Annotated in this window: 26 protein-coding genes; 17 read left to right on the top strand and 9 right to left on the bottom strand. The window is 68.2% G+C overall.

From position 1 onward, the window contains the following. Positions 1-108: 108 nt before the first annotated feature. Positions 109-1,701, bottom strand: a complete 1,593-nt coding sequence (locus V5F84_RS08715; RefSeq protein ID WP_394044260.1) for a 2-isopropylmalate synthase — start codon at positions 1,699-1,701, stop codon at positions 109-111. A 438-nt stretch (positions 1,702-2,139) separates the two neighbouring features. Here V5F84_RS08715 and V5F84_RS08710 point away from each other — a divergent pair, with 438 nt between their 5' ends. Beyond that, entirely contained in the window at positions 2,140-2,463 is a 324-nt protein-coding gene (locus V5F84_RS08710) for a hypothetical protein (protein ID WP_394044259.1), read from the top strand. A 207-nt stretch (positions 2,464-2,670) separates the two neighbouring features. Here V5F84_RS08710 and V5F84_RS08705 read toward each other — a convergent pair whose 3' ends face one another. From V5F84_RS08705 to V5F84_RS08685, 5 genes are all read right to left on the bottom strand, one after another. Beyond that, complete coding sequence (locus V5F84_RS08705; RefSeq protein ID WP_394044258.1) at positions 2,671-3,420, bottom strand: NUDIX hydrolase; 750 nt, start codon at positions 3,418-3,420, stop codon at positions 2,671-2,673. Then, complete coding sequence (locus tag V5F84_RS08700; RefSeq protein ID WP_394044257.1) at positions 3,417-4,514, bottom strand: alkene reductase; 1,098 nt, start codon at positions 4,512-4,514, stop codon at positions 3,417-3,419. Before V5F84_RS08700 ends, V5F84_RS08705 begins: the two co-directional genes overlap by 4 nt. Positions 4,515-4,638: 124 nt before the next feature. After that, the gene (locus V5F84_RS08695; protein ID WP_394044256.1) at positions 4,639-5,535 is read right to left on the bottom strand and encodes a PhzF family protein; all 897 of its coding nucleotides are present in this window, start codon (positions 5,533-5,535) and stop codon (positions 4,639-4,641) included. A 66-nt stretch (positions 5,536-5,601) separates the two neighbouring features. After that, on the bottom strand, positions 5,602-6,450 hold the full coding sequence (gene pdxY / locus V5F84_RS08690; protein WP_394044255.1) for a pyridoxal kinase PdxY: 849 nt from the start codon (positions 6,448-6,450) through the stop codon (positions 5,602-5,604). Positions 6,451-6,579: 129 nt separating this feature from the next. Continuing rightward, entirely contained in the window at positions 6,580-7,407 is an 828-nt protein-coding gene (locus V5F84_RS08685; protein WP_394044254.1) for an SDR family NAD(P)-dependent oxidoreductase, read from the bottom strand. A 424-nt stretch (positions 7,408-7,831) separates the two neighbouring features. Between V5F84_RS08685 and V5F84_RS08680 the strand changes: the two genes are divergently transcribed. The 7 genes from V5F84_RS08680 (at position 7,832) to V5F84_RS08650 (ending at position 15,389) form a co-directional block, all read left to right on the top strand. Then, the gene (locus tag V5F84_RS08680) at positions 7,832-8,851 is read left to right on the top strand and encodes a polysaccharide deacetylase family protein (protein ID WP_394044253.1); all 1,020 of its coding nucleotides are present in this window, start codon (positions 7,832-7,834) and stop codon (positions 8,849-8,851) included. A gap of 37 nt (positions 8,852-8,888) precedes the next feature. Next, positions 8,889-10,148, top strand: a complete 1,260-nt coding sequence (locus V5F84_RS08675) for an amidase (protein ID WP_394044252.1) — start codon at positions 8,889-8,891, stop codon at positions 10,146-10,148. Positions 10,149-11,011: 863 nt separating this feature from the next. After that, positions 11,012-11,827, top strand: coding sequence for a phosphonate ABC transporter ATP-binding protein (phnC, locus tag V5F84_RS08670; protein ID WP_394044251.1), 816 nt, complete (start codon positions 11,012-11,014; stop codon positions 11,825-11,827). 196 nt (positions 11,828-12,023) lie between these two features. Next, complete coding sequence (gene phnD / locus V5F84_RS08665; protein ID WP_394044250.1) at positions 12,024-12,944, top strand: phosphonate ABC transporter substrate-binding protein; 921 nt, start codon at positions 12,024-12,026, stop codon at positions 12,942-12,944. 62 nt (positions 12,945-13,006) lie between these two features. Then, positions 13,007-13,903: a phosphonate ABC transporter, permease protein PhnE gene (gene phnE, locus V5F84_RS08660; RefSeq protein WP_394044249.1), complete on the top strand. Its 897-nt coding sequence runs from the start codon at positions 13,007-13,009 to the stop codon at positions 13,901-13,903. Continuing rightward, complete coding sequence (phnE, locus tag V5F84_RS08655) at positions 13,900-14,760, top strand: phosphonate ABC transporter, permease protein PhnE (RefSeq protein ID WP_394044248.1); 861 nt, start codon at positions 13,900-13,902, stop codon at positions 14,758-14,760. The genes phnE (V5F84_RS08660) and phnE (V5F84_RS08655) overlap by 4 nt, the downstream gene beginning before the upstream one ends. 299 nt (positions 14,761-15,059) lie before the next feature. Continuing rightward, positions 15,060-15,389: a c-type cytochrome gene (locus V5F84_RS08650; protein ID WP_394044247.1), complete on the top strand. Its 330-nt coding sequence runs from the start codon at positions 15,060-15,062 to the stop codon at positions 15,387-15,389. 143 nt (positions 15,390-15,532) lie between these two features. Here V5F84_RS08650 and V5F84_RS08645 read toward each other — a convergent pair whose 3' ends face one another. Further along, a complete protein-coding gene (locus V5F84_RS08645; RefSeq protein WP_394044246.1) occupies positions 15,533-16,144 on the bottom strand; it encodes a pyridoxamine 5'-phosphate oxidase family protein in 612 nt (203 codons plus the stop codon). A gap of 8 nt (positions 16,145-16,152) precedes the next feature. Continuing rightward, on the bottom strand, positions 16,153-16,917 hold the full coding sequence (phnF, locus tag V5F84_RS08640; protein WP_394044245.1) for a phosphonate metabolism transcriptional regulator PhnF: 765 nt from the start codon (positions 16,915-16,917) through the stop codon (positions 16,153-16,155). Between the two features lie 148 nt (positions 16,918-17,065). Between phnF and phnG the strand changes: the two genes are divergently transcribed. The 9 genes from phnG (at position 17,066) to phnN (ending at position 24,016) form a co-directional block, all read left to right on the top strand. Then, entirely contained in the window at positions 17,066-17,524 is a 459-nt protein-coding gene (gene phnG, locus V5F84_RS08635) for a phosphonate C-P lyase system protein PhnG (RefSeq protein WP_394044244.1), read from the top strand. Next, a complete protein-coding gene (phnH, locus tag V5F84_RS08630; protein WP_394044243.1) occupies positions 17,524-18,123 on the top strand; it encodes a phosphonate C-P lyase system protein PhnH in 600 nt (199 codons plus the stop codon). Before phnG ends, phnH begins: the two co-directional genes overlap by 1 nt. A gap of 3 nt (positions 18,124-18,126) precedes the next feature. Beyond that, positions 18,127-19,260: a carbon-phosphorus lyase complex subunit gene (locus V5F84_RS08625; protein WP_394044242.1), complete on the top strand. Its 1,134-nt coding sequence runs from the start codon at positions 18,127-18,129 to the stop codon at positions 19,258-19,260. Positions 19,261-19,265: 5 nt separating this feature from the next. Continuing rightward, positions 19,266-20,171 carry an alpha-D-ribose 1-methylphosphonate 5-phosphate C-P-lyase PhnJ gene (locus V5F84_RS08620; RefSeq protein ID WP_394044319.1) on the top strand — a complete coding sequence of 302 codons (906 nt, stop codon included), beginning with the start codon at positions 19,266-19,268 and terminating at the stop codon, positions 20,169-20,171. Next, on the top strand, positions 20,168-20,644 hold the full coding sequence (locus V5F84_RS08615) for a GNAT family N-acetyltransferase (RefSeq protein ID WP_394044241.1): 477 nt from the start codon (positions 20,168-20,170) through the stop codon (positions 20,642-20,644). The genes V5F84_RS08620 and V5F84_RS08615 overlap by 4 nt, the downstream gene beginning before the upstream one ends. Next, positions 20,641-21,432 carry a phosphonate C-P lyase system protein PhnK gene (phnK, locus tag V5F84_RS08610; RefSeq protein WP_394044240.1) on the top strand — a complete coding sequence of 264 codons (792 nt, stop codon included), beginning with the start codon at positions 20,641-20,643 and terminating at the stop codon, positions 21,430-21,432. The genes V5F84_RS08615 and phnK overlap by 4 nt, the downstream gene beginning before the upstream one ends. Before the next feature lie 12 nt (positions 21,433-21,444). Next, complete coding sequence (gene phnL / locus V5F84_RS08605) at positions 21,445-22,194, top strand: phosphonate C-P lyase system protein PhnL (protein ID WP_394044239.1); 750 nt, start codon at positions 21,445-21,447, stop codon at positions 22,192-22,194. Positions 22,195-22,265: 71 nt separating this feature from the next. After that, positions 22,266-23,420 (top strand): alpha-D-ribose 1-methylphosphonate 5-triphosphate diphosphatase, encoded by a 1,155-nt coding sequence (locus V5F84_RS08600; protein ID WP_394044238.1) that lies wholly within the window; start codon positions 22,266-22,268, stop codon positions 23,418-23,420. Next, the gene (gene phnN, locus V5F84_RS08595; RefSeq protein ID WP_394044237.1) at positions 23,417-24,016 is read left to right on the top strand and encodes a phosphonate metabolism protein/1,5-bisphosphokinase (PRPP-forming) PhnN; all 600 of its coding nucleotides are present in this window, start codon (positions 23,417-23,419) and stop codon (positions 24,014-24,016) included. The genes V5F84_RS08600 and phnN overlap by 4 nt, the downstream gene beginning before the upstream one ends. A gap of 41 nt (positions 24,017-24,057) precedes the next feature. On the opposite strand, the gene sciP is transcribed toward phnN, so the two are convergent. Then, a complete protein-coding gene (gene sciP, locus V5F84_RS08590; RefSeq protein ID WP_348847339.1) occupies positions 24,058-24,333 on the bottom strand; it encodes a CtrA inhibitor SciP in 276 nt (91 codons plus the stop codon). Between the last annotated feature and the right edge of the window lie 284 nt (positions 24,334-24,617).

Raw genomic sequence — 24,617 nt, 5'->3', positions numbered from 1 at the left:
GGGCAAATTGCCCGGCCCTTTTCCTTTGGCACCCGCTCCAGAGCATTTCCGCGCGAAGCGGACCCCGCTTCGCGTCAAGAAAATGACCGTTTCGGCGCTGCGGAGCGCTCAGCCCACGGCGGCCTGCGCGTTCACGCTGTTGCGCTTCACGGCCAGCTTGTTCAGCGCGGTGATATAGGCCTGCGCCGAGGCGACGAGCGTATCGGGATCGGCGGCGCGGGCGGTGACGACCTTGCCGTCCTCCTCCAGCCGTACGGAGACTTCCGCCTGCGCGTCCGTGCCCTCGGTCACGGCATGGACCTGATACAGCTCCAGCTTGGCATGATGCGGCACCAAAGCCTTGATGGCGTTGAAGGTGGCATCCACCGGGCCGTTGCCCTCGGCCTCCTCGGTGAAGACATGGCCGTCCACCTCCAGCTTCATGGTGGCGCGCTGGGGGCCGTGGGTGCCGGCGATGACGGAGAGCGAGATCAGCTTGGTGCGATCATAGGCGGCGGCGATGCCGCGATCCACCAGCGCCTCGATGTCCTCGTCATAGACCACCTTCTTGCGGTCGGCGAGATCCTTGAAGCGGGTGAAGGCATCGTTCAGGGCGTTCTCACCCAATTCGTAGCCCAGGGTCTTCAGCTTGTCGCGGAAGGCGGCGCGGCCGGAATGCTTGCCCATGACCAGCGAGGTCTTGGTGACGCCCACGCTCTCGGGGGTCATGATCTCATAGGTCTGGTTGTGCTTCAGCATGCCGTCCTGGTGGATGCCGCTCTCGTGGGAGAAGGCGTTGCGCCCGACGACGGCCTTGTTGAACTGCACCGGGAACGAGGTGACGCCCGAAACCAGCTTGGAGGCGCGGGTGAGCATCTGCGTCTGCACGCCGGTGGTATAGGGCAGCACGTCGCGCCGCACGGTCAGCGCCATCACCACTTCTTCCAAAGCGGCATTGCCGGCGCGCTCGCCGATGCCGTTGACGGTGCATTCGATCTGCCGTGCGCCGCCTTCCAGGCCGGCCAGGGAATTGGCCACCGCGAGGCCCAGATCATTGTGGCAATGCACGGAGAAGATCGCCTTGTCGGCGTTCGGCACGGTCTCGCGCATGGTGCGGAACATGGTGCGATATTCGTCGGGCGTCGCGTAGCCCACCGTGTCGGGCAGATTGATGGTGGTGGCGCCGGCCTTGATGGCCGCTTCCACGCAGCGGGCGAGATAATCCAGCGGCGTGCGGGTGGCGTCCATGGCCGACCATTCCACGTCTTCCACCAGGTTGCGGGCCTGGGTGACGGTGGCGGTGATGATCTCCAGCACCTCTTCCTGCGTCTTGCGCATCTGGTGTTCCAGATGGATCGGCGAGGTGGAGACGAAGGTATGGATGCGGCCGCGCCGGGCATGGCGCACCGCTTCGCCGGCGCGGGCGATATCGCCGGGAATGGCGCGGGCGAGACCGGCGATCACGGCGCGCTTGGAGCGGCGGGCGATCTCGGCCACGGATTCGAAATCGCCGATGGAGGCGATGGGGAAGCCCGCCTCGATGATGTCGACGCCCATTTCGTCCAGCAATTCCGCCACCTGGAGCTTTTCTTCCAGGGTCATGGAGGCGCCGGGGCATTGCTCGCCGTCGCGCAAGGTGGTGTCGAAGATCACCACGCGATCCTTGTCGGAGGCGGCGGCGGCGGGCGTCTCATGATGAGAGGCGTCGGTATGGGAGGTCATGGCTCGGTCCTTCTCGGGTCTCGGCCGGTCTCCCGCGCGCATCTGGCGTCTTAAGGGAGGGCGGGCCGCAATTGCGCTGATGTCTCGTTCAGATCCGATCCCCTGAGTGCCCAGGCGCGCAGCGCCCGGCCGGCCCTCAGGGGCGGCTAAGGAGAAGGAGCGCGCGCAGAATGAGAGCGTTTCCCGCCACCCAGGGGGTGCGGGAGGAGGTACCTGCGCAGTTCGTCCGATGTGACGACACGGTTCGCGGCTCGCTCACTCAATTGGCTCTCGGACGGTCCTGATAGACGAAATGCGCCGGCGGCACAAGACGGTGGCGCGCAAGCGGCGCTGTTTCGCCCGCCGGCGACCACGCGGTCCGCACCGTCAGGGCGCATGACCCCCTTGCTCCCGGGCGCGGGAGGCGCCACCCTTCGCGGACCTGACCGGGAGTATGCCATGAAGGCTCGCCTCTCCGCCTGCGCCCTCGCGGGGCTGCTTCTCGCCGCCTGCACCACCACGTCCTCCCCGCCGCCGCCCCTCGCGCCGGCCGCGCCCGCCGGCGCCGCCGATTCGACCGCCGGCGCGGCCAGCTGCACCTCGGCCCTGGCGAACTTCATGAAGGTGGTCGATGCCGACGCGGCGAGCGGCAATCTCAACCAGAGCGTCTTCAAGCGGATCTCGGCCGACCTCGCGACGCCCAAGGCCACCTGCGCCGCCGGCAAGGACGGCGAATCGCGCGCCCAGCTCGCCGCCATCCGCGCCCGCTACGGCTATCCGTAGGGATTAACCAACGCGGCCGGGGCCGCGGCGCGTGCCGGATTCATGCGCGCCGAACGTTTGGCCGAAAAGACGGTTTCTTCCGCCGGAAACCGCCGAAAAGGCACGGAGAAGCCTCAGCAAACCGCTGTTCGTCTGCGCTAAGCCATTGTTTCACGTGAAACATTTTGGAGACTCTCGGCCCGCCCGGGCCTTCCCCGGCCCAATCCCTCAGGGCAGATGATGGCGCAGATAGGAGGCGGCGAAGGACGTGACCTTGTCCGTGATTTCCGCCCGGTCGCGGATCACCACCGCATCGACAAGTTCCGGATCGGCCTCCCGCGCAATGAAATCGCGGATGCGCGCGGCGATCTCCTTGCCTGGCATATCGAACACCAGGCGGTGCACCAGCGCCAGCCGCGCCCCGTCGAACACCAGGCTCCAGCCGCCGTCGGCATGGATCAGGGCGGGGTCGAGGCCGGTTTCCTCCTGCAATTCCCGCAGGGCGGAGTGCGCCAGGTCGACCCGTCCGTCCGGCGTGACATCGTTGAGGTCGGGCGTGCCGCCGGGAAAGAACACCCGCCCGGCATTCGCCGTGCGCTCGCCCATCTCGCCCAGCACGAACGCGCCGTCATTGCCCTGGAGGCCGCACAAGGCGAAGGCGTTCCAGGCCCGAAGGTCCGGCCAGTCGCGCGCCCGCCACCACAGAAGCGTGGCAAAATCGGTCTCGATGAAATGGCCGCGCAGGAGCCCGCCCGTGAGGGCGAACGCCCGCAGCACCAGGATGCGGCCGTTCCACAAATGCGGATTGGCCGCCAGTTGAACGGCGAACTCGGCCTCGATCTCGGAGCGGTGGGCCTCCGCCTCGGTCCAGATCCCGGCCTCGATCCGAAGATCGAAGCCGGTGAACGGCAACACGGTGCCGAACATGCGATCCGCGACCGGGGAGGCCGTCCCACCCGCCTCCGAGCCGGCGCTCACGCCACCGTTTCCAGGGCCGGATAGTCGGTATAACCCTCGGCGCCGCCGCCATAGAGCGTCTCGCGCTTCAGCTCGTTCAGCGGCGCGCCGGTACGCAGGCGTTCCACCAAGTCCGGGTTGGAGATGAACGGCCGGCCGAAGGCGATCAGGTCCGCCTTGCCGTCCGCCAGCACCTTTTCGGCGAGCGCGAGGTCATAGCCGTTGTTGGTCATCCAGGCGCCGGAATAGCGGGCGCGCAGCTGCTCGAAATCGAAGCTCGGATCGACGTCGCGCGGGCCGCCGGTGGCGCCTTCCACCACATGGATATAGACCGGCTTCAGCTTCTCCAGCTCTTCCACCGCATAGTTGAACAGGGCCTGGGGATTGCTGTCGGTGAGGTCGTTCGCCGGGGTGACCGGGGAAATCCGCAGGCCGGTGCGCTTGGCGCCGATCTCCGCGATGATCGCCGCCGTCACCTCCAGCAGCAGGCGGGCCCGGTTCTCGATCGAGCCGCCGTAGATGTCGGTGCGCTTGTTGGCGCCGTCGCGCAGGAACTGGTCCAGCAGATAGCCGTTGGCGGCGTGGATCTCCACCCCGTCGAAGCCGGCGGCGATGGCGTTGGCGGCGGCGCGGCGATAATCGGCGATGATGCCGGGGATCTCATCGAGCTCCAGGGCGCGCGGCTCGGAGGTCTCGGCAAAGGTGTTGTTCACGAAGGTCTTGGTCTTGGCCGTGATGGCGGAGGGCGCCACCGGCGCGCCGCCGTTGGGCTGGAGCGAGACATGGGACACCCGGCCCACGTGCCAGAGCTGGATCACGATCCGCCCGCCCTTGGCGTGGACCGCGTCCGTCACCGTCTTCCAGCCGGCGACCTGCTCGGCGGTGTAGATGCCCGGGGTGTCCTGATAACCCTGGCCCTGCTGGGAAATCTGCGTCGCCTCGGTGATGATCAGGCCGGCGGAGGCGCGCTGGGCGTAATATTCCACCGTCAGCGGGCCGGGCACGAAACCGGGCAGCGCCCGGTTGCGGGTCAGGGGCGCCATCACGATCCGGTTGGGAAGAGTCAGATCGCCGAGGCGGTAGCTGTCGAACAAAGTGGCTTTCGCGTCGCTCATGGGAATGCCTTCGGTTTGCGGCCTGCGGCCGGCAATGGTGCGATGCAGCGCAGATAAATCTACAACGGCCGTAACCAAGGGGTCGGCCGAACACTTTTTCGCCATATCCCCCTTCGGCAGCCCGTCAGAGGTGAAGCACGCCCTCGGCCACCACCACCGCGTTGCCGCCGATGGTCGCTTCCACCACATGGCCGCCCTTGACCGTAAAGCCGAGATTGATGCGGCTCGGCCGCCCCATCTCGAAGCCCTGGTCGATGCGCACCTTGTGGTTCCCCTCCACCCGCGCCTCCGCATCCAGCAGCACGGCCGGAAAGGCGGCGGCGGCGGCGCCGGTCGCCGGATCCTCCTCCGTCCCCAGGCCCGGCGAGAACATGCGGGCGCGGAAGTCCGCGTCGCCCTCCTCGTCCGGCGTATAGAGATAGAGCGCCTCGCCATAGGAGCCGAGGTTGCGGATGAAGGCCGCCTCGTCCGGCCGGGCGCGGGCGAGCGCCGTCAGGTCGGCCAGCGGCACGAACAGGAACGGCACGCCCGCCGAGGCCACCACGGGGCGATGGGCGTCGAAGCCGATGTCGCCGACGCTGAGATTGAGCGCGTCCGCGCAGGCCTTGCGGGAAATGTCCACGTCCTCCAGCGTGCTGCGGCGCGGCACGATGAAGGTGGCGCTGCCCTTGCGGGCGCCGGCGGCGTCGCTGGCCACGTCGCAGATGAGCGTTCCGATCTGCTCCTCAAGCCGCATCTGCCCCTTGGCGAGCTTGTCTTCCAGCGCCAGCAGCACCGCCGCGCCCACCGTGGGATGGCCGGCGAACGGCATCTCGTGGGCGGTGGTGAAGATGCGCACCCGCGCCCGGTGGGAGGGGTCCTTGGGCGGCAGGACGAACACCGTTTCGGAGACGTTGAACTCGCGGGTGATCTGCTGCATGGCCGCATCGTCGAGCCCGGCGGCGTCCAGCACCACCGCCAGGGGATTGCCGCCGAACGGGCGCGAAGTGAAGACATCGAGCGTCACATAACGGCGCGGCATGGTATCTCATCCGGTGCGGCAGGCTGCGAGCGGGCGGGCTCGCGGGACATCAGCCACAGTTTTGCCTCAAACGGCCTCTGGCGTGAAGACGCGGCTTGGTCGCACGAACTCTTCCTGCGCCTCGACCAACAACAATTCCCGCGCTCCGGCCTGATCGGTCCGCCGCAACAGGCCGTAGATCGAGGACGCCGCCGCCCCGAGCGCCACCGCGACGCTGCCGCTGCGCTTCCAGTGGAAATAGAACAGGGCCGCGATCGCGTCCCCCGCCCCGTTCAGCGATACGTCGAGCCGCGGCGTGCGCACCAGGAAGCGCCCGTCCGGGCCGCAGGCCAGCAGGTCGATGGACTGGGGCGGGGTTTCGCCGGTGTGCAGGCTGGTGACGAGTACCACGCCGGGGCCGGTCTTCTGCAACTGCGCGCAGGCGGCGAGCGCCTCGGCGCGGGTCGCAAGCGTCTGCCCGGTCAGCCATTCCAGCTCGAACTGGTTGGGCGTGATCACGTCCGCCGCCGGCACCGCGACGTCGCGCATGAATTCGGGAATGCCCGGCCGCACGAAGATGCCGCGTCCCACGTCGCCAATCACCGGATCGCAGCAATAAGTCGCGCGGGGATTGGCGTCGCGCACCCGCGCCACCGTGGCGAGGATCGCCGCGCCGAGATCGGCCGATCCCATGTAGCCGGACAGCACGCCGTCGCATCGGGCCAGCTGGCCGCGCTCGGCGATGCCTTCCACCAGTTCGAGCACCAGCTCGGCCTCGAACACCTGTCCTCGCCAGGCGCCGTATCCGGTGTGGTTGGAGAATTGCACCGTGTGGATGGGCCACACCTCGACGCCCAGGCGCTGCAGGGGAAATACGGCGGACGCATTCCCCACATGGCCGAAGGCGACGTGGGACTGGATGGAGAGGAGGTTCATGGCCGCGCCCGCTCGGATGGATGCGGCGGCGTTAGCGCGCATCGGGCGGCAGCACAAATGGATTTTACTGATCCGCGCCAGAAGCCGTGCTGATGCGGCGCGCCGGGCACGCCGGCACGGGCGCGGGCCTCAGCTCTCGGGCGGCTGGCCGTAGGCGCGGCGGCTGACGCGCGCCAGCAATCGCCGGGGCGCGAGCCGAACCGCGAACGTCATCAAGCGGTTGGCAAGCCCGACCACGTCCACCCTCTTGCCCGCCAGCATGGCGCGATAGCCCGCCTCCGCCACCGTGCGGGCATCGGCGACCGGCCCGCGGAACACCCGCGTCGCCCCCATGCCGGCCCGGGCGGCGAAGCCGGTGTGCGTGGGCCCGGGACACAGAGCGGTGACGGCGATCCGGGTCTCGCTCAATTCCTCGCTCAGCGCCTCGGAAAACGAGAGCACATAAGCCTTGCTCGCGGCATAGACGGCGGCGAACGGACCCGGGGCGAAGGCGGCGGTGGACGCCACCTGCACGATCCGCCCCTGTCCGCGCGCCAGCATGCCCGGCAGGACCGCGCGGGTCAGCCGGGTGAGGGCGGCGATATTGGTGGCGATCATGCCCTCGATCGCGACGCCATCGGCGTCGACGAACGGCCCGTAGAGGCCGAATCCCGCGTTGTTCACCAGCACGTCCAGCTCTATTCGCGCGATTTCGGCACAAAGCCCGTCCACCGCGGCGGAATCGGAGAGATCGGCGACGCGGACCTGCACCTCCCCCGCTCCGGCGGCCCGCAGATCGCGCGCGGCCTCCTCCAGGCGGGCGGCATCGCGCGCCACCAGGATGAGGGAGAACCCGTCGCGCGCCAGGAGGCGGGCGAACTCCAGCCCGATGCCGCCGCTGCCGCCCGTGACGAGGGCCAGGCGCGGCTCGCCGGCGGGCGCGGTGCGGCGTGGCGAAGGGGACGGGTCGAGGGTCATCGTGATGTCCTGTCGCGCTAGGACGGATCGATATTCAGCGGCGGTCGATCGTCGAGGCGCCTGACGTAGGGTGCGCCCGATTGTCTTTCCTTCGCCGGTCGTCATGGCCGAGCGTGTCCCGGCCATCCGCGCCGGGCCGAACGTACAGGCCTTGAAGAGCCGGTGCCAGCGGTGCCGCGTGGATGCACGGGACCAGCCCGTGCAGGACGATCCCTCCCGAACGGGGTCAAGCCCTGAATATCGATCGGTCCCAAGAGGGCGCCGATCTTCAGCGTACCCGGCGGCTTCCGCAAGGGACGCAAGGGACGCCCGGCGGCGGGCTGCGCCGGCGGCAAGGCCGGGCGCGCAGCTTTGCGCCGGTAAGAGCAGCTTTGCGCGGGTAAGACTTGCGAGGCTGGGCGGACCATGCCACTCCCACCGCACCATGCCCCTGTTTCTCCCCCGTCCGTTCCGCTCCGCCCGCGCGCGGCGCGCCGCCGCCACCGGCCTCCTGGCACTCGCCTGCGCGGTGCCGGCCGCAATTGCGCCGGCGCTGATCGCGCCCGCCCACGCCGCACCCGCCTGCTATGCGCCCGACGCCCTGCGCGCCCGTGCCGGCGAGGAGATCGTGCGGCGCGCCAGCGCCCCCGTATCCTTGCCCGATGTTCGCCTGCCCCCGGCGCAGCCCGTGCCGGCGGCCCTTTCCGGCTCGATCCGCCGGGTGGACCTGCCGGCGGGGGTGAAGCTGGTGGCCCTCACTTTCGATCTGTGCGAGGCCTCCGGCGAGGTCTCCGGCTATGACGGCGCGCTGGTGGACTACCTGCGTGCCGAGAAGGTGCCCGCCACCTTCTTCGGCGGCGGCAAATGGATGGTCAGCCATCCCGACCGCGCCGCCCAGATCCTCGCCGATCCGATCTTCGAGATGGGCAACCACACCTGGTCCCACGCCAATCTCGCGGTGAAGACCGGGGACGCCATGTCGCGGCAGGTGGACGATGCCGACACCGCCTTCGCCCTCACCCGCGCCACCGCCGCGCAGGCCGGCTGCATGCTGGAGAAGGTGCCCGCGCGCCCGGCCCTGTTCCGCTTCCCCTATGGCTCGTGCAGTGTGGAATCCATGGGCCACGTCAACGAGACCGGCCATCTGGCGATCCAGTGGGACGTGGATTCCGCCGACCCCGCCTTTCTCGGCGCGAGCTTGATGGCGCAGAACATGCTGCGCGCGATCCGCCCCGGCTCGATCGTGCTGATGCATGCCAACGGGCGCGGCAAGCACACGGCGGAAGCTCTCAGGCAATTGATCCCGGCGCTGCGGGCGAAAGGCTATGGGTTCGTGACGGTGTCCGATCTGATCGCCGCCGGCAAGCCGGTGGTCGCCTCCACCTGCTATTCGGAACGTCCGGGCGACACGCGCGTCTATGACGAGGCCGCGCGGACCGGCCGCCACATTCTCTCGCGCCCCTGAGCGCGCATCGTTCAAGACCCAAAAGAAAGACCTTCCCATGCTCCTTGCCCGCGACCTTGCCCACGACGTGCGATCCGGCCGATTGACGCCCCTCGATCTGGTGGATCTGTGCGAGCAGGCGATCGCGGCGCAGGAAGCGCAGGTCCAGGCGTTCGCGGTGCTCGACCTCGCGGCGGCGCGCACCGCCGCGCAGGCGCCGGGCAAGGCCGATCTCCCGCTCGCCGGACTGCCCTATGCGGTGAAGGATATTCTCGACACCCGCGACCTGCCCACCGCGTATAATTCGCCCATCTATGCCGGCCACCGCCCCACCAGCGACGCGCCGGTGGTGAGCCAGGCGCGGCGCGGCGGCGGCGTGCTGCTCGGCAAGACGGTGACGACGGAATTCGCCTTCCTGGAGCCGAGCGTCACACGCAATCCGCGCCGGCTCAGCCATACGCCCGGCGGCTCCTCCGCCGGCTCGGCGGCGGCGGTGGCGGCGGGCATGGTGCCGTTCGCCATCGGCACCCAGACCGGCGGCTCGGTGGTGCGTCCGGCCTCCTATTGCGGCGTCACCGGCTACAAGCCCACGTTCCGCACCTTGCCCACCATGGGCATGAAGACCTTCTCCTGGCATCTCGACACCATCGGCCTGTTCGGCGCGCGGGTGCAGGACGTGGCGTTCGCCGCCGCCGGCCTCACCGGGCGCGATCTCGACATCGGCAGCGAGGTGGCGCAGGCGCCGCGGATCGCGGTGATCCGCACCGTGCGCGCCGACCAGGCCTCCGCCGACGCCCATGCGGCGCTGGACCAGGCCGCGCGCATCCTCGCGGCGGCGGGCGCGAGCGTCAGCGAAGTCGCGTTGCCGGCGGAACTGGAGGCGGCCGACGCGATCCATTCCACGATCCAGGATTTCGAGGGCGCCATCGCCTTCGCCGACGAATATGACCGCGCGCGCCACCTGCTCTCCCCGCTGCTGGCCCGGCATCTGGATCAGGCCGCCGCGGTGCAGCCGGATGCCTATGATTCCGCGCGCCGCACCGCCAAGCGCGCGCGCCAGCGGCTGGGCGACTTCTTCGCCGATTATGAAGCCATCCTCACCTTCTCCGCCCCCGGCACGGCGCCGGAAGGCTATGGCAGCACCGGGTCCGCCATCTTCAACCGGCTGTGGACGCTGATGGGCACGCCCACGGTGAATGTGACCGGCCTTTCGGGGGCGAACGGCATGCCCATGGGGGTGCAGATCGTGGGGCGTTTTGGCCGGGATCGGACCGCCTTGACCGTCGCCGCCTTCGCCGAACGCGCGCTGCAAAGCTGAAATACAATATATCAAAAAAGCCCGATGTGCAGTGCGATACCGCCATGTGGATGGTATCGTTCACTTCTCGAAAACAGACGCTGCGGCGCAGGATAATGCACCGCGTTGCGGCAGCGTTATTTGCTTTTCCATTTTTTGGTCTTTGCTAAGCTTCGCGCGGAGATCGACCAAAAAGGGACTTGAGAAGTGGACCTGGGCTCGATACTCGACATGCTGAAGGTGAGTACCGCTTTCGCCGTCATCGGCGCGGTGCTCCTGGGCATGATCTGAGTTTGGCCACACGCTCAAGCCGCCTTCGTAAAAGACCAAAAATCGCGAAGGGCAGGTCGATCGGCGCGGCGCTGGAGAGAAATTCTCCGGCGCCGCGTGCCTCACAACCCAGCCGGCCTGCGCCGGGCGCCCGTTCCGATGCGGGAGGTTCGCGCCGAGGCGCAGTCGAATCGCCCCGGCCGCATCGCCGCTCGCAGTATCGTCGCCCGGGCTATCTTCGCCCGCACTATCTTCCCTCCGCGCTATCGTCGCCCCGCGCTATAGTCGCCCGGCGGTAGCGCGGCATCGCCGCCGGGTGTGGGATCCGCCTTCCCGGCCTCTCCGACCCGTTCCGCCCCCTCCCGCAGCCCCGCCCGCCCGGAGCACAGCGGGCGCGCAAGGGCGATTGGCCTCTCGCCTTAGGCCCTTGGCATCAAATGTAGTTTTGTCCCAACAATCAGGCTTTTAGGTCGGATTGTGACGTGAATGACAATTGCATGAAGCGCGACCTTAGAGGATTTGCAAGGCCGCGACGGTGCCCGATCACCCCAGTGTCATAAGATTGTTGCGGCGCCCGCTTAAGGAAATGTCCGGTAAGCACCGGAGCAAACCAGATGATGGTGATCGAAGGGCTGACCTGCCGATTTGGCGAAAAGGTCGCCGTATCGGATGTCAACCTCGAGATCGGCCAGGGCGCCTTCATCGGCGTCATCGGCCGTTCGGGCGCCGGCAAGTCCACCTTGCTGCGCATGATCAATCGCCTCCAGCCGTCCAGCAGCGGGGCGATCCGCTATGACGGCGTGGACGTCACGGCGCTGAAGGGCCGGGAGCTGCGCCTGTGGCGCGCCCAGGCCGCGATGATCTTTCAGCAATTCAACCTGGTGGGCCGGCTCGATGTGCTCACCAACGTGCTCATGGGCCGCCTCTCCACCATGCCGCGCTGGCGCGCGCTCTCCAAGATCTGGAGCGAGGAGGATAAGGCCATCGCGCTGACCGCGCTCGACCAGTTCGACATCGCCCAACTGGCGGCCCAGCGCGCCGACAGCCTCTCCGGCGGCCAGCAGCAGCGCGTGGCCATCGCCCGCGCCCTGGTGCAGGAGCCGGGCCTGATCCTGGCGGACGAGCCCATCGCCTCGCTGGACCCGCGCAACACCAAGGTGGTGATGGATGCGCTGCTGCGCATCAACAAGCATTTCGGCATCACCGTGCTGTGCAACCTGCACTCGCTCGACCTCGCCCGCACCTATTGCGACCGCCTCGTGGGCATGGCCGCCGGCCGTGTGGTGTTCGACGGCGCGCCGGCCGCCCTGACCGAGGGGGTCGCGCGCGAACTCTACGGCCTCGAGGCCGGCGAGGTGATGGATCTCGAAGGCGCCGCCGCCGAGCCGGAATTCGAACCCGCCCTGGCGCCGGGAGCCGCCGCCGTGTGACCCCCGCCCGCTGCGGCCGCGCCAGTTGGCGGCCGGGCGCCAGCACGGGCACGCCCCTGGCGCGCGCGTGATTTCGACAGCGCATGCGAACGCCTCCCCGCGCAGCCCGGAGCCGCGCGCGGTTTTCCAGAAGTACGCGTGATTTCAAGCGTTTTCGTACCCCGCCTCCATACCCCGCATCCTCAAGGAGCGAGACATGCTGACCCGTCGTACCCTGATCGCCGCCGCCACCGCGGTGGCGATGACCGCCGGCCTCGCCGGCAGCGCCAATGCCCAGGACTGGAAGGCCCAGTATCCCGAGCTGGTGTTCGCCATCATCCCGGCGGAAAACGCCTCGGGCGTGACCGAGCGCTACACCCCGCTGATGAACTATCTCAGCAAGGAACTCGGCACCAAGGTGACCCTGCGCATCGCCAATGACTATGCGGCGGTGATCGAGGGCCAGCGCGCCGGCAACATCCAGATCGCCTCCTACGGCCCCTCCTCCTTCGCCCGCGCCCTGATGACCGGCGCGAAGATTGAGGCCTTCGCCATCGAAGTGAACGCCGACGGCACCAAGGGCTATCATTCGGTGCTCTATGTGAAGGCCGACAGCCCCTACAAGTCGATCGAGGACCTGAAGGGCAAGAACCTCTGCCTGGTCGATCCCAACTCGACCTCCGGCAACAACGTGCCGCGCTTCGCCATGAACAAGATGGGCATCACCCCCGATCAGTTCTTCGGCAAGGTGGTCTATGCCGGCTCGCACGAGAACGCCGTGATCGCCGTGCAGCAGGGCACCTGCGACGCCGCCTTCAACTGGTGGAACGACGAGAACGAATCCAACCTCATGCGCATGGATCGCAAGGGGATGGCGAAGTACGCGGACTTCCGCATCATCTTCAAGTCCGAGCAGATCGTGAACTCGCCGCTGGCCTATCTCGACAGCCTGCCGGCCGATCTGAAGGCGAAGATCCGCGACGCCTTCTTCAACATCGAGAAGAACGACAAGGCCGCCTTCGACAAGATCTATGAAGGCAAGCAGCTGGTGTGGCAGCCGGTGGACAACACCTCCTACCAGCCGATCATCGAGCTGAACAAGTTCGTCGACGAACTGCGCAAGAAGAAGGCGTCCTGACGCCGACAGGACGGCCCGCTCCGGCGGGCCGTCCGCTCCCGCAGGTCCGGAACGAACACACGATGCCCTTTCCCCTGCCCCACGCCTTCGCGACCCTGCCGGCCGAGCAGCTGGCGCCGCTGGCCCGCCATTATGCGGCGGCCATGGCCTCGCGCCGCCGTCACGTCTATATCGGCCTTGCCGTCATCGTGGTGTGCATCGCGCTCTCGTCCTGGATGGGCGAGGTCAAGCTCAGCGTGTTCGCGGCCAATGCGGGCCGGCTGGGCAATTATTTCCGCGACATCACCCCCACGCTCACCTTCGCCAATCTCGCCACCGACCTCGGCGAATGGTTCTGGAACCTGGACCATTGGCTGAAACTGCTGTGGGATACGATCCTGATCGCCTATCTCGGCACGTTGTTCGGCGGCATCGGTGCGTTCTGCCTGTGCTTTCTCGCCAGCGCGAACCTCGTGCGCTCGCCCTGGATCCGCCTCGGCACCCGCCGCTTCCTGGAATTCTGCCGCACCGTGCCGGAGATCGTGTTCGCCCTGCTGTTCGTGGTGGCGTTCGGCCTCGGGCCCATGCCCGGCGTGCTGGCGCTGTCGATCCACACCATGGGCGCGCTCGGCAAATTGTTCGCCGAGGTGGTGGAGAATATCGACATGAAGCCGGTGGACGGGGCGACCGCCTCCGGCGCCGACTGGGTGCAGACCGTGCGCTTCGCGGTGCTGCCGCAGGTGTTCTCCAATTTCGCCTCCTACGGCCTGCTGCGGTTTGAAGAGAATGTGCGCGAGGCCGCCATCATGGGCTTCGTCGGCGCCGGCGGCATCGGGCAGGACCTCGTGGAGGCGATCCGCAAATTCTATTATTCCGATGTCTCCGCCATCCTGCTGCTGATCATCGGCACGGTGGTGATCATCGACCTCGTCACCGAGCGGGTGCGCCATTCGCTGCTGGGAACGGAGCGCCGCTCATGAGCCGCGCGCGCCTCGCCCCCGATGCCGCCGACCGCGCCCGTCTCGCGGCGCTGCATCCGCAGATCTTCCATCCCTCGCTGGCGCGACGCGCCTGGACCGCCGGCTCCATCGCGGTGCTGGCGCTGCTGGCGATCTATGCCATGTGGCAGCTGGAATTCAGCTTCGCCCGCATCGGCAGCGGCATCCGCCAGCTGTGGCTGTTCCTCACGCTGATGGTGCCACCCGATCCCGGCACGCAATTTCCGCTCTATATCCACGCGCTCGGCGAAACCCTGTCCATCGCCTTCCTCGGCACCTTCTGCGGCGCGGTGATCGCCTTGCCGCTCGGCTTCCTCGCCGCCCGCAACGTGGTGCCGAACTTCTTCCTCCACATGCTGGTGCGGCGGTTCCTGGACGTTCTGCGCGGCATCGACCGGCTGATCTGGGCGCTGATCTTCGTGACGGTCGTGGGCCTCGGCCCGTTCGCCGGCATCTTGGCCATCGCCACCGCCAGCGTGGGCATTTTCGCCAAGCTGTTTTCGGAGGCCATCGAGGCCACCGACCGCAAGGCGGTGGAAGGCATTCTTTCCACCGGCGGCTCGGCGCTGGATGCGGTGCGCTTCGGCCTGCTGCCGCAGGTGATGCCGGTGCTCACCAGCCAGGTGCTGTATATTTTCGAGAGCAATTCGCGCCAGTCCACCATCGTCGGCATCGTCGGCGCGGGCGGGCTCGGGCTTCACCTGGTGGAGCAGATCCGGGTGCTGGAATGGCAGAAGGTGAGCTTCCTCATCCTCATGATGCTGGTGATGGTGGCGGTGATCGACTTCATCTCCTCGCGCCTGCGCTTCGCCATCATCGGCCGCAAGGACGTGGTCTGAGGCGGCTCCCGCAGCGGCTCGGGCGCTTTCAGCCGACCAAAAGTGGAATGCGGTTTCCCCTTAAGAAATCGCGTCACCACCGGCTGGCGCACGCGGCCAAAATCTTTTCGCCCGCTCAATGTTGCGTTCTCTGGACAGGTTCCAGTGTGGAAGCTACGCAAGCGGCCGGCCGGGCGATCAAAAGGGGGGCTACCCTTCGGGCGTTTGGGCCACATCCGCCCCTCATGCAGGGCGCGGGTGGATGAAAAACAGCCAATCCAGAGGGGGTTATCATGCTCAGAATGTCTGGAGGCGCTGCCGTGGCGCTCCTGCTGCTCACCGCGACCGCCCAGGCCGGCGATCCGCCTACGGCCTTCAATCAATGCAAGGCCTGTCATAAGATCGAAGCGGGCAGGAACGCCATCGGACCGTCGCTCTTCGGGATCGTCGGCATGAAGGCCGGAAGTGTCGCGGGCTATCAGTACAGCCCCGCCATGAAGAATTCCGGACTCACGTGGGATGACGCCACCCTTACTAAATACCTGGCCAGTCCCAAAGACACGGTCCCCGGCACCAAGATGGCCTTTGTCGGCCTGAAGAAGCCGGAGGAGGTCGCGGCTGTCATCGCCTATCTGAAAACCTTGAGGTGAACGCCGGCCACGGCGTGCACGCCCGATGAGGCGAAGAGCCGGCGGTCCTTCGGCCCGCTCACTTCACCGGATGGCCTCGAAGCGGAGCGGGCCCGAGCCGCTCGCTCTGCCGACTTGACGACCATCTGAACCCGCTCCGCCGCTCAGTAGAGCAGGCTCGCGTAGCGCCGCAGCATGTCTTCCTGCGTCTCCGGCAGCGCCTCCAGGCCGGCATGGTCCTTCAGCATCTCGCCCATGGTCGGCAGGGCCGAACGCTCGATCTGCGCCTCCTGGCTCCACAGGGCCGAGCGCATGAGCGATTTGGCGCAATGCAGATAGGCCGAATCGACCGCGATCCTCAGCACGCTCGCCGGCAGTTTTCCGGCCACGGCGAAGCGCGCGCACAGCGCCGCGTCGGCATGAATCTCCGCCCGCCCATTCACCCGCAAGGTCTCGTCCACGCCGGGAATGAGGAACAGCAGCCCGACGCCGGGGCGCTCCAGGATGTTTTCCAGGCTGTCGAGCCGGTTGTTGCCGGGCCGATCGGGCAACAGCAGCGTGGTGTCGTCCTCCACCGCCACGAAGCCGGGATGGTCGCCGCGCGGCGACACGTCCATGGACCCGTCGGCGCCCCCGGTCGCCAGCAGCACGAACGGGCTCAAGCCGATGAACTGGCGGCAATGAGCATCAAGCCGGTGAATTTCCTTGGCCACGGAGCGACCGTGCGCGGGCTTGTAGAGGGCGCGCAGCGCCGCGCGGGTCTCGATCTTGGTCATAAACGCTCTCAGGGCTTGATGACGAGCTGGACCCGGTCGGCGGCGAAGCTGGAGCGTCCCCATTGCAGGGGCGTGCCGTTGGCCTCCACATCCACCCGTTCCACCACCATCACAGCCCGTCCGGGGCTGAGCGACAAGCGTTCCTGCTCGGTCTCGTTCGCCGGGCGGGCGGACACGCGGGTTTCCCGGCGCCGGAAATCCAGAATGCCGATGGTGGAGAGCGCCCGCGTCAGCGAGCCGGTGGCGGCATAGACGAGGTCGAGGTCGCGGCAGCGGGACTGGGGAAAATAGGCCCGCCCGCAGGAAATCGGCACGCCGTCCGCTTCATGGATGGTCTCGATGGCGAGCACCGGCGTGCCTTCGGGAATCTCGAGCGCCGCCGCCACCTCGCGGCTCGCCGGCTCGACCGCCGAGCCGAGGCAGCGGCCGAACGGCTCGCGCCCGTTGGCGGACACGATCTCGCAGAAGCGCGTGCGCGTGCCGATGGGATAGCGCAACGGCGTATCCTTCACGAACGTGCCGCGCCCGGCGGTGGCCTCGATCATCCCCTGCTCGGACAGCACGGCCAGCGCGCGCCGGACCGTGTGGCGGTTGACGCCGAAGCGCAGCGCGAGGTCCGCCTCGACCGGCAGCCGCGCCCCCGGCGCATGGAGGCCGGAATTGATCTCGCCCTCTAGGCGCTCGGCGATCTGTTTCCAGAGCGCGATGCCCGACCCGCGCTTCACATCCACATCCACCACATCTGTCATCGCAGCGTGACCCATTTCGTCCATGGTCGTCACCGTTCCCATCATTTTTGCGCCCGCTTTGCCCGCGTGCCTTGCTTATTTGTATATATCACTATACAAACTATTTCCAGAGGCACAACACGCTACCTCCAAACGGCAGATCGCGCTGCACCTGACCCGAGGATCGTGCGCAATGAACGACAGCCCGGACGCCGCGACCGCCCGCCGCATCGAGATGATGCGCCTTCTTTCGCGCGCCACCCAGGACGAGCTCGAAGCGGCCGTCGAGCGATTCGCGCCCCTACCCCCGTTGCGGGAGCTGCGGGCGCCCGATGTCGGCCTCGCCATGTTGCGCGGCCGCGTCGGCGGAGATGGCTCGCCCTTCAACCTGGGCGAAGCCACCGTGACGCGTGCGGCGGTGCAACTCGAAGCGGGGGCCACCGGTGTCTCCTACATGCTCGGGCGCGAGCCTGAACGCGCACGAGCCGCCGCCATCCTCGATGCCCTGTGGCAGGACGAAGCCCTGCGCAGCGCCGTGGAACTGGCCCTTGCCCATGTACGCCGTCGCCTTGACGATGAAGTGACGCAGGGCGCCGCCAAGACCGAAGCGACCAAGGTGAATTTCTTCACCATGGTCCGGGGAGAAGATTAATGCCCGCCACAGCATTGGCGCCCGGCTTCGCCGACGCCCCGCGCGAGGCCCAGGAGGTTTTCAAGGCGGTGATGTGGGCGCTCGCCCGGCCCGGCCAGCCGGTGCCGCTGACCGCTCGCCTCGCTCCGCCCGCGCCGCTCTCGCCCGAGATGGCCGCCATCGCCCTGGCGCTGCTGGATTACGAGACGCCGGTATGGCTGGACCCCGCCCTGGCGGCGGCGCCGGCGGTGGCCGCCTTCCTGCGCTTCCACACCTCCGCGCCGCTGGTCGAGGCGCCGGACGCGGCGCGCTTCGCCCTTCTCGCCGACGGCGCTGCCTTGCCGGATTTCGCGCGCTTCGCCCTGGGCGAACCGGATTATCCAGACCGCTCCACCACGCTGGTGGTGCAGGTGGACACCCTGGGCGAAGGGGAGCTGATGCTGGAGGGGCCGGGCATCGAGACTCGCGTGGGCTTCGCCGCCGCGCCCCTGCCCGGCGATTTTTCCGCCCGTCTCGCCGCCAACCGCCAGCTGTTTCCGCTGGGTGTGGACCTCATCCTCGTCGCGCCGTGGGCCGTGCTCGGCCTGCCGCGCTCGGCGCGCGTCATCGGGGAGGCCTGAGCCATGTATGTGGCCGTAAAGGGCGGCGAGGCCGCCATCCGCAACGCCCATGCCCTGCTCGCCGAGACCCGGCGCGGCAATCCCGAGGTGCCGGAGATCGGCATCGACCAGATCGCCGAGCAACTCACCCTCGCCGTCGACCGCGTGATGGCCGAGGGCGCGCTTTATGATCGGAGCCTCGCCGCGCTGGCCCTCAAGCAGGCGCGGGGCGACGTGATCGAGGCGATCTTCCTGGTGCGCGCGTTCCGCACCACCCTGCCGCGCTTCGGCTATGCCCAGCCGGTGGAAACCGGCGCCATGCGCGTGCGCCGCCGGGTCTCCGCCACCTTCAAGGATCTGCCCGGCGGGCAGGTGCTGGGGCCGACCTTCGACTATACCCACCGCCTGCTGGATCCGAGCCTCGCGACCTTCGCCGCCACTCCAGCGAATGAACAGGCCGCGATGCCGGTTGCGCCTTCGGTGACGCCGGCCGAGCCACCCGTTCGGATGGCGCGCGTGACGGATCTGCTGGGCGAGGAAGGGCTGATCGAGGCCTCCCCGCCGGACGACGGCACGGAGCCCGGCGACATCACCCGCGCCCCGCTCTCTTTTCCCGCCGACCGTTCGGTGCGCCTCCAGAATCTCGCGCGGGGCGACGAGGGCTTCCTGCTGGCGCTCGGCTATTCCACCCAGCGCGGCTATGCCCGCACCCATCCGTTCGTCGGCGAGGTGCGCATCGGCGAGGTGGAGGTGAGCATGTTCGTGGAGGAATTGGGCTTTGCCGTTCCGCTCGGCGAAATCAGCCTCACCGAATGCCAGATGGTGACCCAATTCCACGGCTCGGCGCAGGTGCCGCCGCAATTCACGCGCGGCTACGGCCTCGTGTTCGGCCAGAGCGAGCGCAAGGCCATGTCCATGGCCCTGGTGGAACGCGCCCTGCGTCATGCCGAGCTGGGCGAGGAGAAATCCGCCCCCGCCCAGGATGCGGAATTCGTGCTCTCCCATTCGGACAACGTCCAGGCGACCGGCTTCGTCGAGCACCTGAAGCTGCCGCATTATGTGGATTTCCAGGCCGAGCTGGACCTGGTGCGCCGCATGCGCGCGACCCACGCCCAGCCCGCCGGGGACGCGGGCGAACAAGCGGAGGCGGCGGAATGAGCCAGATGCCGGCCATCACCTATAATTTCGCCTATCTGGACGAACAGACCAAAAGGATGATCCGCCGGGCGATCCTCAAAGCCATCGCCATTCCCGGCTATCAGGTGCCGTTCGCCAGCCGCGAGATGCCCATGCCCTATGGCTGGGGCACCGGCGGCGTGCAGGTCACCGCCTCCATCCTCGGGCCGGACGACGTGCTGAAGGTCATCGACCAGGGCTCGGACGACACCACGAATGCGGTCGCCATCCGGGGCTTCTTCGAGACCACGGCCGGGGTGGCCACCACCACCCGCACGCGGGATGCCACCATCATCCAGACCCGCCACCGCGTGCCGGAAGCCCCGCTCCACGCCGGGCAGGTGCTGGTCTATCAGGTGCCGATTCCCGAGCCGCTGCGGTTTTTGGAGCCGCGCGAGAGCGAGACCCGCAAGCTGCACGGCCTCGCCGATTACGGCCTGATGCATGTGAAGCTCTATGAGGACATCGCCCGCCACGGCCATATCGCCACCACCTATGCCTATCCGGTGTCGGTGTCGGGCCGCTATGTGATGGACCCTTCGCCGATCCCGAAATTCGACAATCCCAAGCTGAACGACAGCCCGGCGCTCCAGCTGTTCGGCGCCGGGCGCGAGCAGCGCATCTATGCGCTTCCCCCGCACACCCGCGTGGTGTCGCTGGATTTCAAGGACCATCCCTTCACGGTCCAGCATTTCGCGAAGCCCTGCGCGCTCTGCGGCGCGCGGGGCGTCTATCTCGACGAGGTGGTGCTCGACGACAAGGGCGGGCGCATGTTCGTGTGCTCGGACACCGATTATTGCGCCGAGCGGCGCGAGGCCGGCCACGTGGGTGAGCTCGGCGTTCCGGTGGAGGACGTGCCGACGCGGGATGAATCCGCGGAGGACGCCGCATGAGCGTGCGCGACGCCCCCACTCTCACGGTTCGCCAGGCGATCGAAGCGGACCTGCCGGCGGTGCTGGCGCTCTATGCCCAGCCCGGCATGGACGACGGCGCCATGCTGCCGCTGGAGGATGCCAAGGCCCTGTTCCGCCGGTTCGCCGATTATCCCGACTACAAGCTCTATGTGGCGGAGGCCGGCGGCACGGTGGTGGGCACGTTCGCGCTGCTCATCATGATCAATCTCGGCCATCTCGGCGCCCCTTCGGCGATCGTCGAGGACGTGGTGGTCGCGCCCGACATGCAGGGCGCCGGCATCGGCCGGGAAATGATGCGCGTCGCCATGGCCCATGCGGCGGAGAAGGGCTGCTACAAGCTGGTCCTCTCCTCCAACCAGAAGCGCGAGCGGGCCCACGCCTTCTACGAACAGCTCGGCTTTCGGCGGCACGGCGTCAGCTTCCATATCGAGCTTGCGGGAGAGGCGGCATGAACGCCCTTGCGGACGAGGATCAGCCGCTGCTCAGCGCGCGCGGCCTGACGAAATATTACGGCGCCCGCCTCGGCTGCCGCGACGTGGATCTCGATGTCCATCCCGGCGAGGTGGTGGCCATCGTGGGGGAATCCGGCTCCGGCAAGTCGACGCTGCTCGGCCTGCTCTCCACCGAGCTTGCGCCGAGCGCCGGCACCGTCTCCTACCGCATGCGCGACGGCGCGATGCACGATCTCGCCGATCTCTCCGAGGCCGAGCGGCGGCTCTTGCTGCGCACCGACTGGGGCTTCGTGCGCCAGCATGCCGAACAGGGCCTGCGCATGGCGGTCTCGGCCGGCGGCAATGTGGGCGAACGGCTCATGGCGGTCGGCTGGCGCCATTATGGCGACATCCGCGCGGAAGCCGGCGACTGGCTCGACCGGGTCGAGATCGCCCGGGACCGCATGGACGACGATCCGCGCACCTTCTCCGGCGGCATGCGCCAGCGCCTGCAGATCGCCCGCAATCTCGTCACCCGCCCGCGCCTCGTGTTCATGGACGAGCCCACCGGGGGCCTCGACGTCTCGGTGCAGGCGCGCCTGCTGGACCTGGTGCGCTCGCTGGTGGCCGATCTCGGCCTCGCGGTGATCATCGTCACCCATGATCTTGCCGTGGCGCGGCTCCTCTCCCACCGCATCCTGGTGATGCGCCACGGCCGGGTGATCGAGGAAGGGCTGACGGACCAGGTGCTCGACGATCCGCGCGAGCCCTATACCCAGTTGCTCGTCTCCTCCGTGCTGGCGGCATAAGGAGCCCGCGCCATGAACACCCATATCTCCCTTACGCCGGCCGCAGGCGACGCGCGCACGCCGGCTGTCCCGCTCTTGCAGGTGCGCGGGCTCTCCAAGGCCTTCACCCTGCATCTGCGCGACGGCATGCGCCTGCCGGTGGTGGAAGGCGTGAGTTTCGAGGTGCGCGCCGGCACCTGCGTCGCCCTTGGCGGTCCCTCGGGCGCCGGCAAAAGCTCCATCCTCAAGATGGTGTTCGGCAATTATCGCACCGACGCCGGCGAAATCCTGATAGCCGACGGTGCCGAGCAGGTGGATGTGGCCCGCGCCGCGCCCCGCCGGATGCTGCGGCTGCGGCGCGACCGCATCGGCTATGTCAGCCAGTTCCTGCGGGTCATTCCGCGCGTTTCCACGCTCGACGTGGTGGCCGAGCCGCTGCGCGGCGAGGGGGTTGCGGCCGATGCCGCCCTGGCGCGGGCGCGAACCCTTCTCGCCCGCCTCAATCTGCCCGAGCGCCTGTGGGGCCTGCCGCCCGCGACCTTTTCCGGTGGCGAGCAGCAGCGGGTGAACATCGCCCGCGGCTTCATCGGCGCCCAGGACCTGTTGCTGCTGGACGAGCCCACCGCCTCCCTCGACGCGGCCAACCGCGCCGTGGTGATCGACCTGATCCGCGAGAAGAAGGCGGCCGGGATCGGCATGCTCGGCATCTTCCATGATGGCGAGGTGCGCGAGGCGGTGGCCGACCAGGTCGTGGACGTTTCCGGTTTTTCCGCCGCGCATTAGGCGCGGCCTCCCCTTTCGCCGGCCGCCGGAGTGCGCCTCCGCGCGCGGCGATGCGATGAAAAGGCCCAGCCATGTCCGTTCCTTCCACCGGCGAGAGCGTTTTCGCCAATGCCCGCATCGTGCTGGCCGACGAGGTCCTGAGCGGCCATGTCCGCGTGCGCGACGGGCTGATCGTCGAAATCGGCACCGGCGCGGTGCCGGCGGGCGCCGAGGATCTCGCGGGCGATTATCTGCTGCCCGGCCTCGTGGAACTTCATACCGACCATGTGGAAGGCCATCTCGCGCCCCGCCCCAAGGTGCGCTGGAACCCGGTGGCCGCCGTGCTCGCCCATGATGCGCAGATCGCCGCCTCGGGCATCACCACCGTGTTCGATTCGCTCCGGGTATGGCCGGACCGGCGCGCCGTGGGCATGGATGGCGATGCGCCTTTGCTCGCCACCGCCCTGGCCGAGGCCCGCGCGGCGGGCGCCCTGCGCGCCGATCATCTGATCCATCTGCGCTGCGAGGTCGCGACCGACACGGTGGTGGAGGAAGCGCAGGCGATCATGGACGCGCACGACGTGCGCCTCGTCTCGCTGATGGACCACACGCCGGGCCAGCGCCAGTTCGCCACCATCGACCAGTTCCGCAGCTATTATAAGAAGAAGAGCGGCATCACCGACGACGAGATGGACATCATCGTCGCCGCGCGCCTGGACTTCCACGCCCGCTACGCACGCGAGAACCGGGCGAACCTCGTCGCCGTCGCCCGCGCGCGCGGCATCGTGCTGGCCAGCCATGACGACGGCACCGAGGCGCATGTGGAGGAGGCCATCGGCGACGGCGTCGCCATCGCCGAATTCCCCACCACCCATGATGCCGCCCGCCTCTCCCATGCCGCCGGCATCCGGGTGCTGATGGGCGCCCCCAATCTGGTGCGCGGCGGCTCGCACACCGGCAATGTCTCGGCCCAGTCCCTGGCGCAGGCGGGCTTGCTCGATATCCTGTCGTCGGATTATGTGCCGTCCAGCCTGTTGTGGGCCGCCTTCGATTTGACCCAGCGCGAAAGCCAGATCACCTTGCCGCAAGCCGTCGCCATGGTCACCCGCACGCCCGCCGCCGCGGCGAGCCTGACCGATCGCGGCGAGATCGCGCCGGGCAAGCGGGCGGATCTGGTGCGGGTGCGCCTCGCGGGCGAACTGCCGGTGGCCGCCGCCGTGTGGCGCGAGGGGCGGCGCGTGGCATGAAGGTGGCGCAGGACGCGATGGCACAGGACGCGATGGCACGCGGGGCGGAACCGCTCGGTCCCGGCGCGCTGATCCTGGTGGTCGGCCCCTCCGGCGCCGGCAAGGACACGCTGCTGGACATCGCCCGGGCCCGCCTGAGCGACAATGCACGGGTGCATTTCGCGCGCCGGCTCGTGACCCGCCCGGCGGGCGCGGGCGAGGAACACGGCACGCTGAGCGTCGAAGATTTCGCCGCCCGGCAGGGGGAATTCGCCCTCTCCTGGCAGGCGCACGGCCTTTCCTACGCCCTCGGGGCGGAAGTGGCGGCGCAGGTGCGCGCGGGCGATGTGGTGGTGGCCAACGGCTCGCGCGCCACCTTGCCGGAGGCGCGCAGGCGTTTTTCGCGCCTGTTCGTGGTGCATGTGAGCGCGCCGGTCGCGGTGCGCGCCGCCCGCCTCGCCCTGCGCGGGCGGGAAGCGGAGGACGATATCCGCGAGCGCCTGGAGCGGGCGCCGCAGATCGACCTTCAGCCCGATCTGCTGCTTGAAAACGTCGGCCCGCCGGAGGCGTGCGGCACCCGCCTCGCCGATTTCATCGCCGCGCACGCGCCGGCCTGAACCGCGCGGCCGGTGCAGCCCGCCCGCCGGCGGCAGAGGCGTTAATTGCGATAATGCTGGATGCGCGTCGTGCGCAGGCCGGGCAAGCCGTGCTGGTCGATAGAGGCCTGCCACGACAGGAACTCGTCCACCGTGAGCGTATAGCGCTTGCACGCCTCTTCCAGGCTGATGAGCCCGCCGCGCACCGCCGCCACCACTTCCGCCTTGCGCCGTATCACCCAGCGTCGAGTGTCCGGCGGCGGCAGGTCCGCGATGGTCAACGGGCTCCCATCGGGCCCGATCACGTATTTCACCCTAGGCCGATAGGCATCGGTCATTGCTACGCTCACCCATTACTCAACCCAACCCTGGGCGACCGTGACAGGAGGCGATGAAGATTTCCCTAAAGGACAATAAAAAGGTGTTATTTACTTCTATTAACGCGAGTTAAAACCTATAACTTATGTGTAAATGCGCAAGTCATACCCGCGCGATTGCCGTCGATACACACGATGACTGGGAGCGAAAACGCAGGCTCATCCCCGCCGGGAAAGACGAACCGAAACAAAGCCGCCAAACGGAAACCGCCGCGCTCCTGCTTTACGCAAGGCACGGCGGTATT

The sequence above is a fragment of the Roseixanthobacter liquoris genome, assembly GCF_043195135.2.
Lineage (GTDB): Bacteria > Pseudomonadota > Alphaproteobacteria > Rhizobiales > Xanthobacteraceae > NCEH01.
This window is presented reverse-complemented; position numbering and strand designations above follow the sequence as displayed.

Coding starts and splice junctions, on each gene's coding strand:
- phnD (WP_394044250.1), top strand. CDS start 12,024: ATGCTGACCCGTCGTACCCTGATCGCCGCCGCCACCGCGGTGGCGATG.
- pdxY (WP_394044255.1), bottom strand. CDS start 6,450: ATGAACCTCCTCTCCATCCAGTCCCACGTCGCCTTCGGCCATGTGGGG.
- V5F84_RS08625 (WP_394044242.1), top strand. CDS start 18,127: ATGTATGTGGCCGTAAAGGGCGGCGAGGCCGCCATCCGCAACGCCCAT.
- V5F84_RS08600 (WP_394044238.1), top strand. CDS start 22,266: ATGTCCGTTCCTTCCACCGGCGAGAGCGTTTTCGCCAATGCCCGCATC.
- phnN (WP_394044237.1), top strand. CDS start 23,417: ATGAAGGTGGCGCAGGACGCGATGGCACAGGACGCGATGGCACGCGGG.
- V5F84_RS08675 (WP_394044252.1), top strand. CDS start 8,889: ATGCTCCTTGCCCGCGACCTTGCCCACGACGTGCGATCCGGCCGATTG.
- sciP (WP_348847339.1), bottom strand. CDS start 24,333: ATGACCGATGCCTATCGGCCTAGGGTGAAATACGTGATCGGGCCCGAT.
- V5F84_RS08710 (WP_394044259.1), top strand. CDS start 2,140: ATGAAGGCTCGCCTCTCCGCCTGCGCCCTCGCGGGGCTGCTTCTCGCC.
- phnE (WP_394044249.1), top strand. CDS start 13,007: ATGCCCTTTCCCCTGCCCCACGCCTTCGCGACCCTGCCGGCCGAGCAG.
- V5F84_RS08615 (WP_394044241.1), top strand. CDS start 20,168: ATGAGCGTGCGCGACGCCCCCACTCTCACGGTTCGCCAGGCGATCGAA.
- V5F84_RS08695 (WP_394044256.1), bottom strand. CDS start 5,535: ATGCCGCGCCGTTATGTGACGCTCGATGTCTTCACTTCGCGCCCGTTC.
- phnH (WP_394044243.1), top strand. CDS start 17,524: ATGCCCGCCACAGCATTGGCGCCCGGCTTCGCCGACGCCCCGCGCGAG.
- V5F84_RS08645 (WP_394044246.1), bottom strand. CDS start 16,144: ATGACCAAGATCGAGACCCGCGCGGCGCTGCGCGCCCTCTACAAGCCC.
- V5F84_RS08620 (WP_394044319.1), top strand. CDS start 19,266: ATGCCGGCCATCACCTATAATTTCGCCTATCTGGACGAACAGACCAAA.
- V5F84_RS08715 (WP_394044260.1), bottom strand. CDS start 1,701: ATGACCTCCCATACCGACGCCTCTCATCATGAGACGCCCGCCGCCGCC.
- phnE (WP_394044248.1), top strand. CDS start 13,900: ATGAGCCGCGCGCGCCTCGCCCCCGATGCCGCCGACCGCGCCCGTCTC.
- phnK (WP_394044240.1), top strand. CDS start 20,641: ATGAACGCCCTTGCGGACGAGGATCAGCCGCTGCTCAGCGCGCGCGGC.
- phnF (WP_394044245.1), bottom strand. CDS start 16,917: ATGGACGAAATGGGTCACGCTGCGATGACAGATGTGGTGGATGTGGAT.
- phnG (WP_394044244.1), top strand. CDS start 17,066: ATGAACGACAGCCCGGACGCCGCGACCGCCCGCCGCATCGAGATGATG.
- phnL (WP_394044239.1), top strand. CDS start 21,445: ATGAACACCCATATCTCCCTTACGCCGGCCGCAGGCGACGCGCGCACG.
- V5F84_RS08685 (WP_394044254.1), bottom strand. CDS start 7,407: ATGACCCTCGACCCGTCCCCTTCGCCACGCCGCACCGCGCCCGCCGGC.
- V5F84_RS08680 (WP_394044253.1), top strand. CDS start 7,832: ATGCCCCTGTTTCTCCCCCGTCCGTTCCGCTCCGCCCGCGCGCGGCGC.
- V5F84_RS08700 (WP_394044257.1), bottom strand. CDS start 4,514: ATGAGCGACGCGAAAGCCACTTTGTTCGACAGCTACCGCCTCGGCGAT.
- phnC (WP_394044251.1), top strand. CDS start 11,012: ATGATGGTGATCGAAGGGCTGACCTGCCGATTTGGCGAAAAGGTCGCC.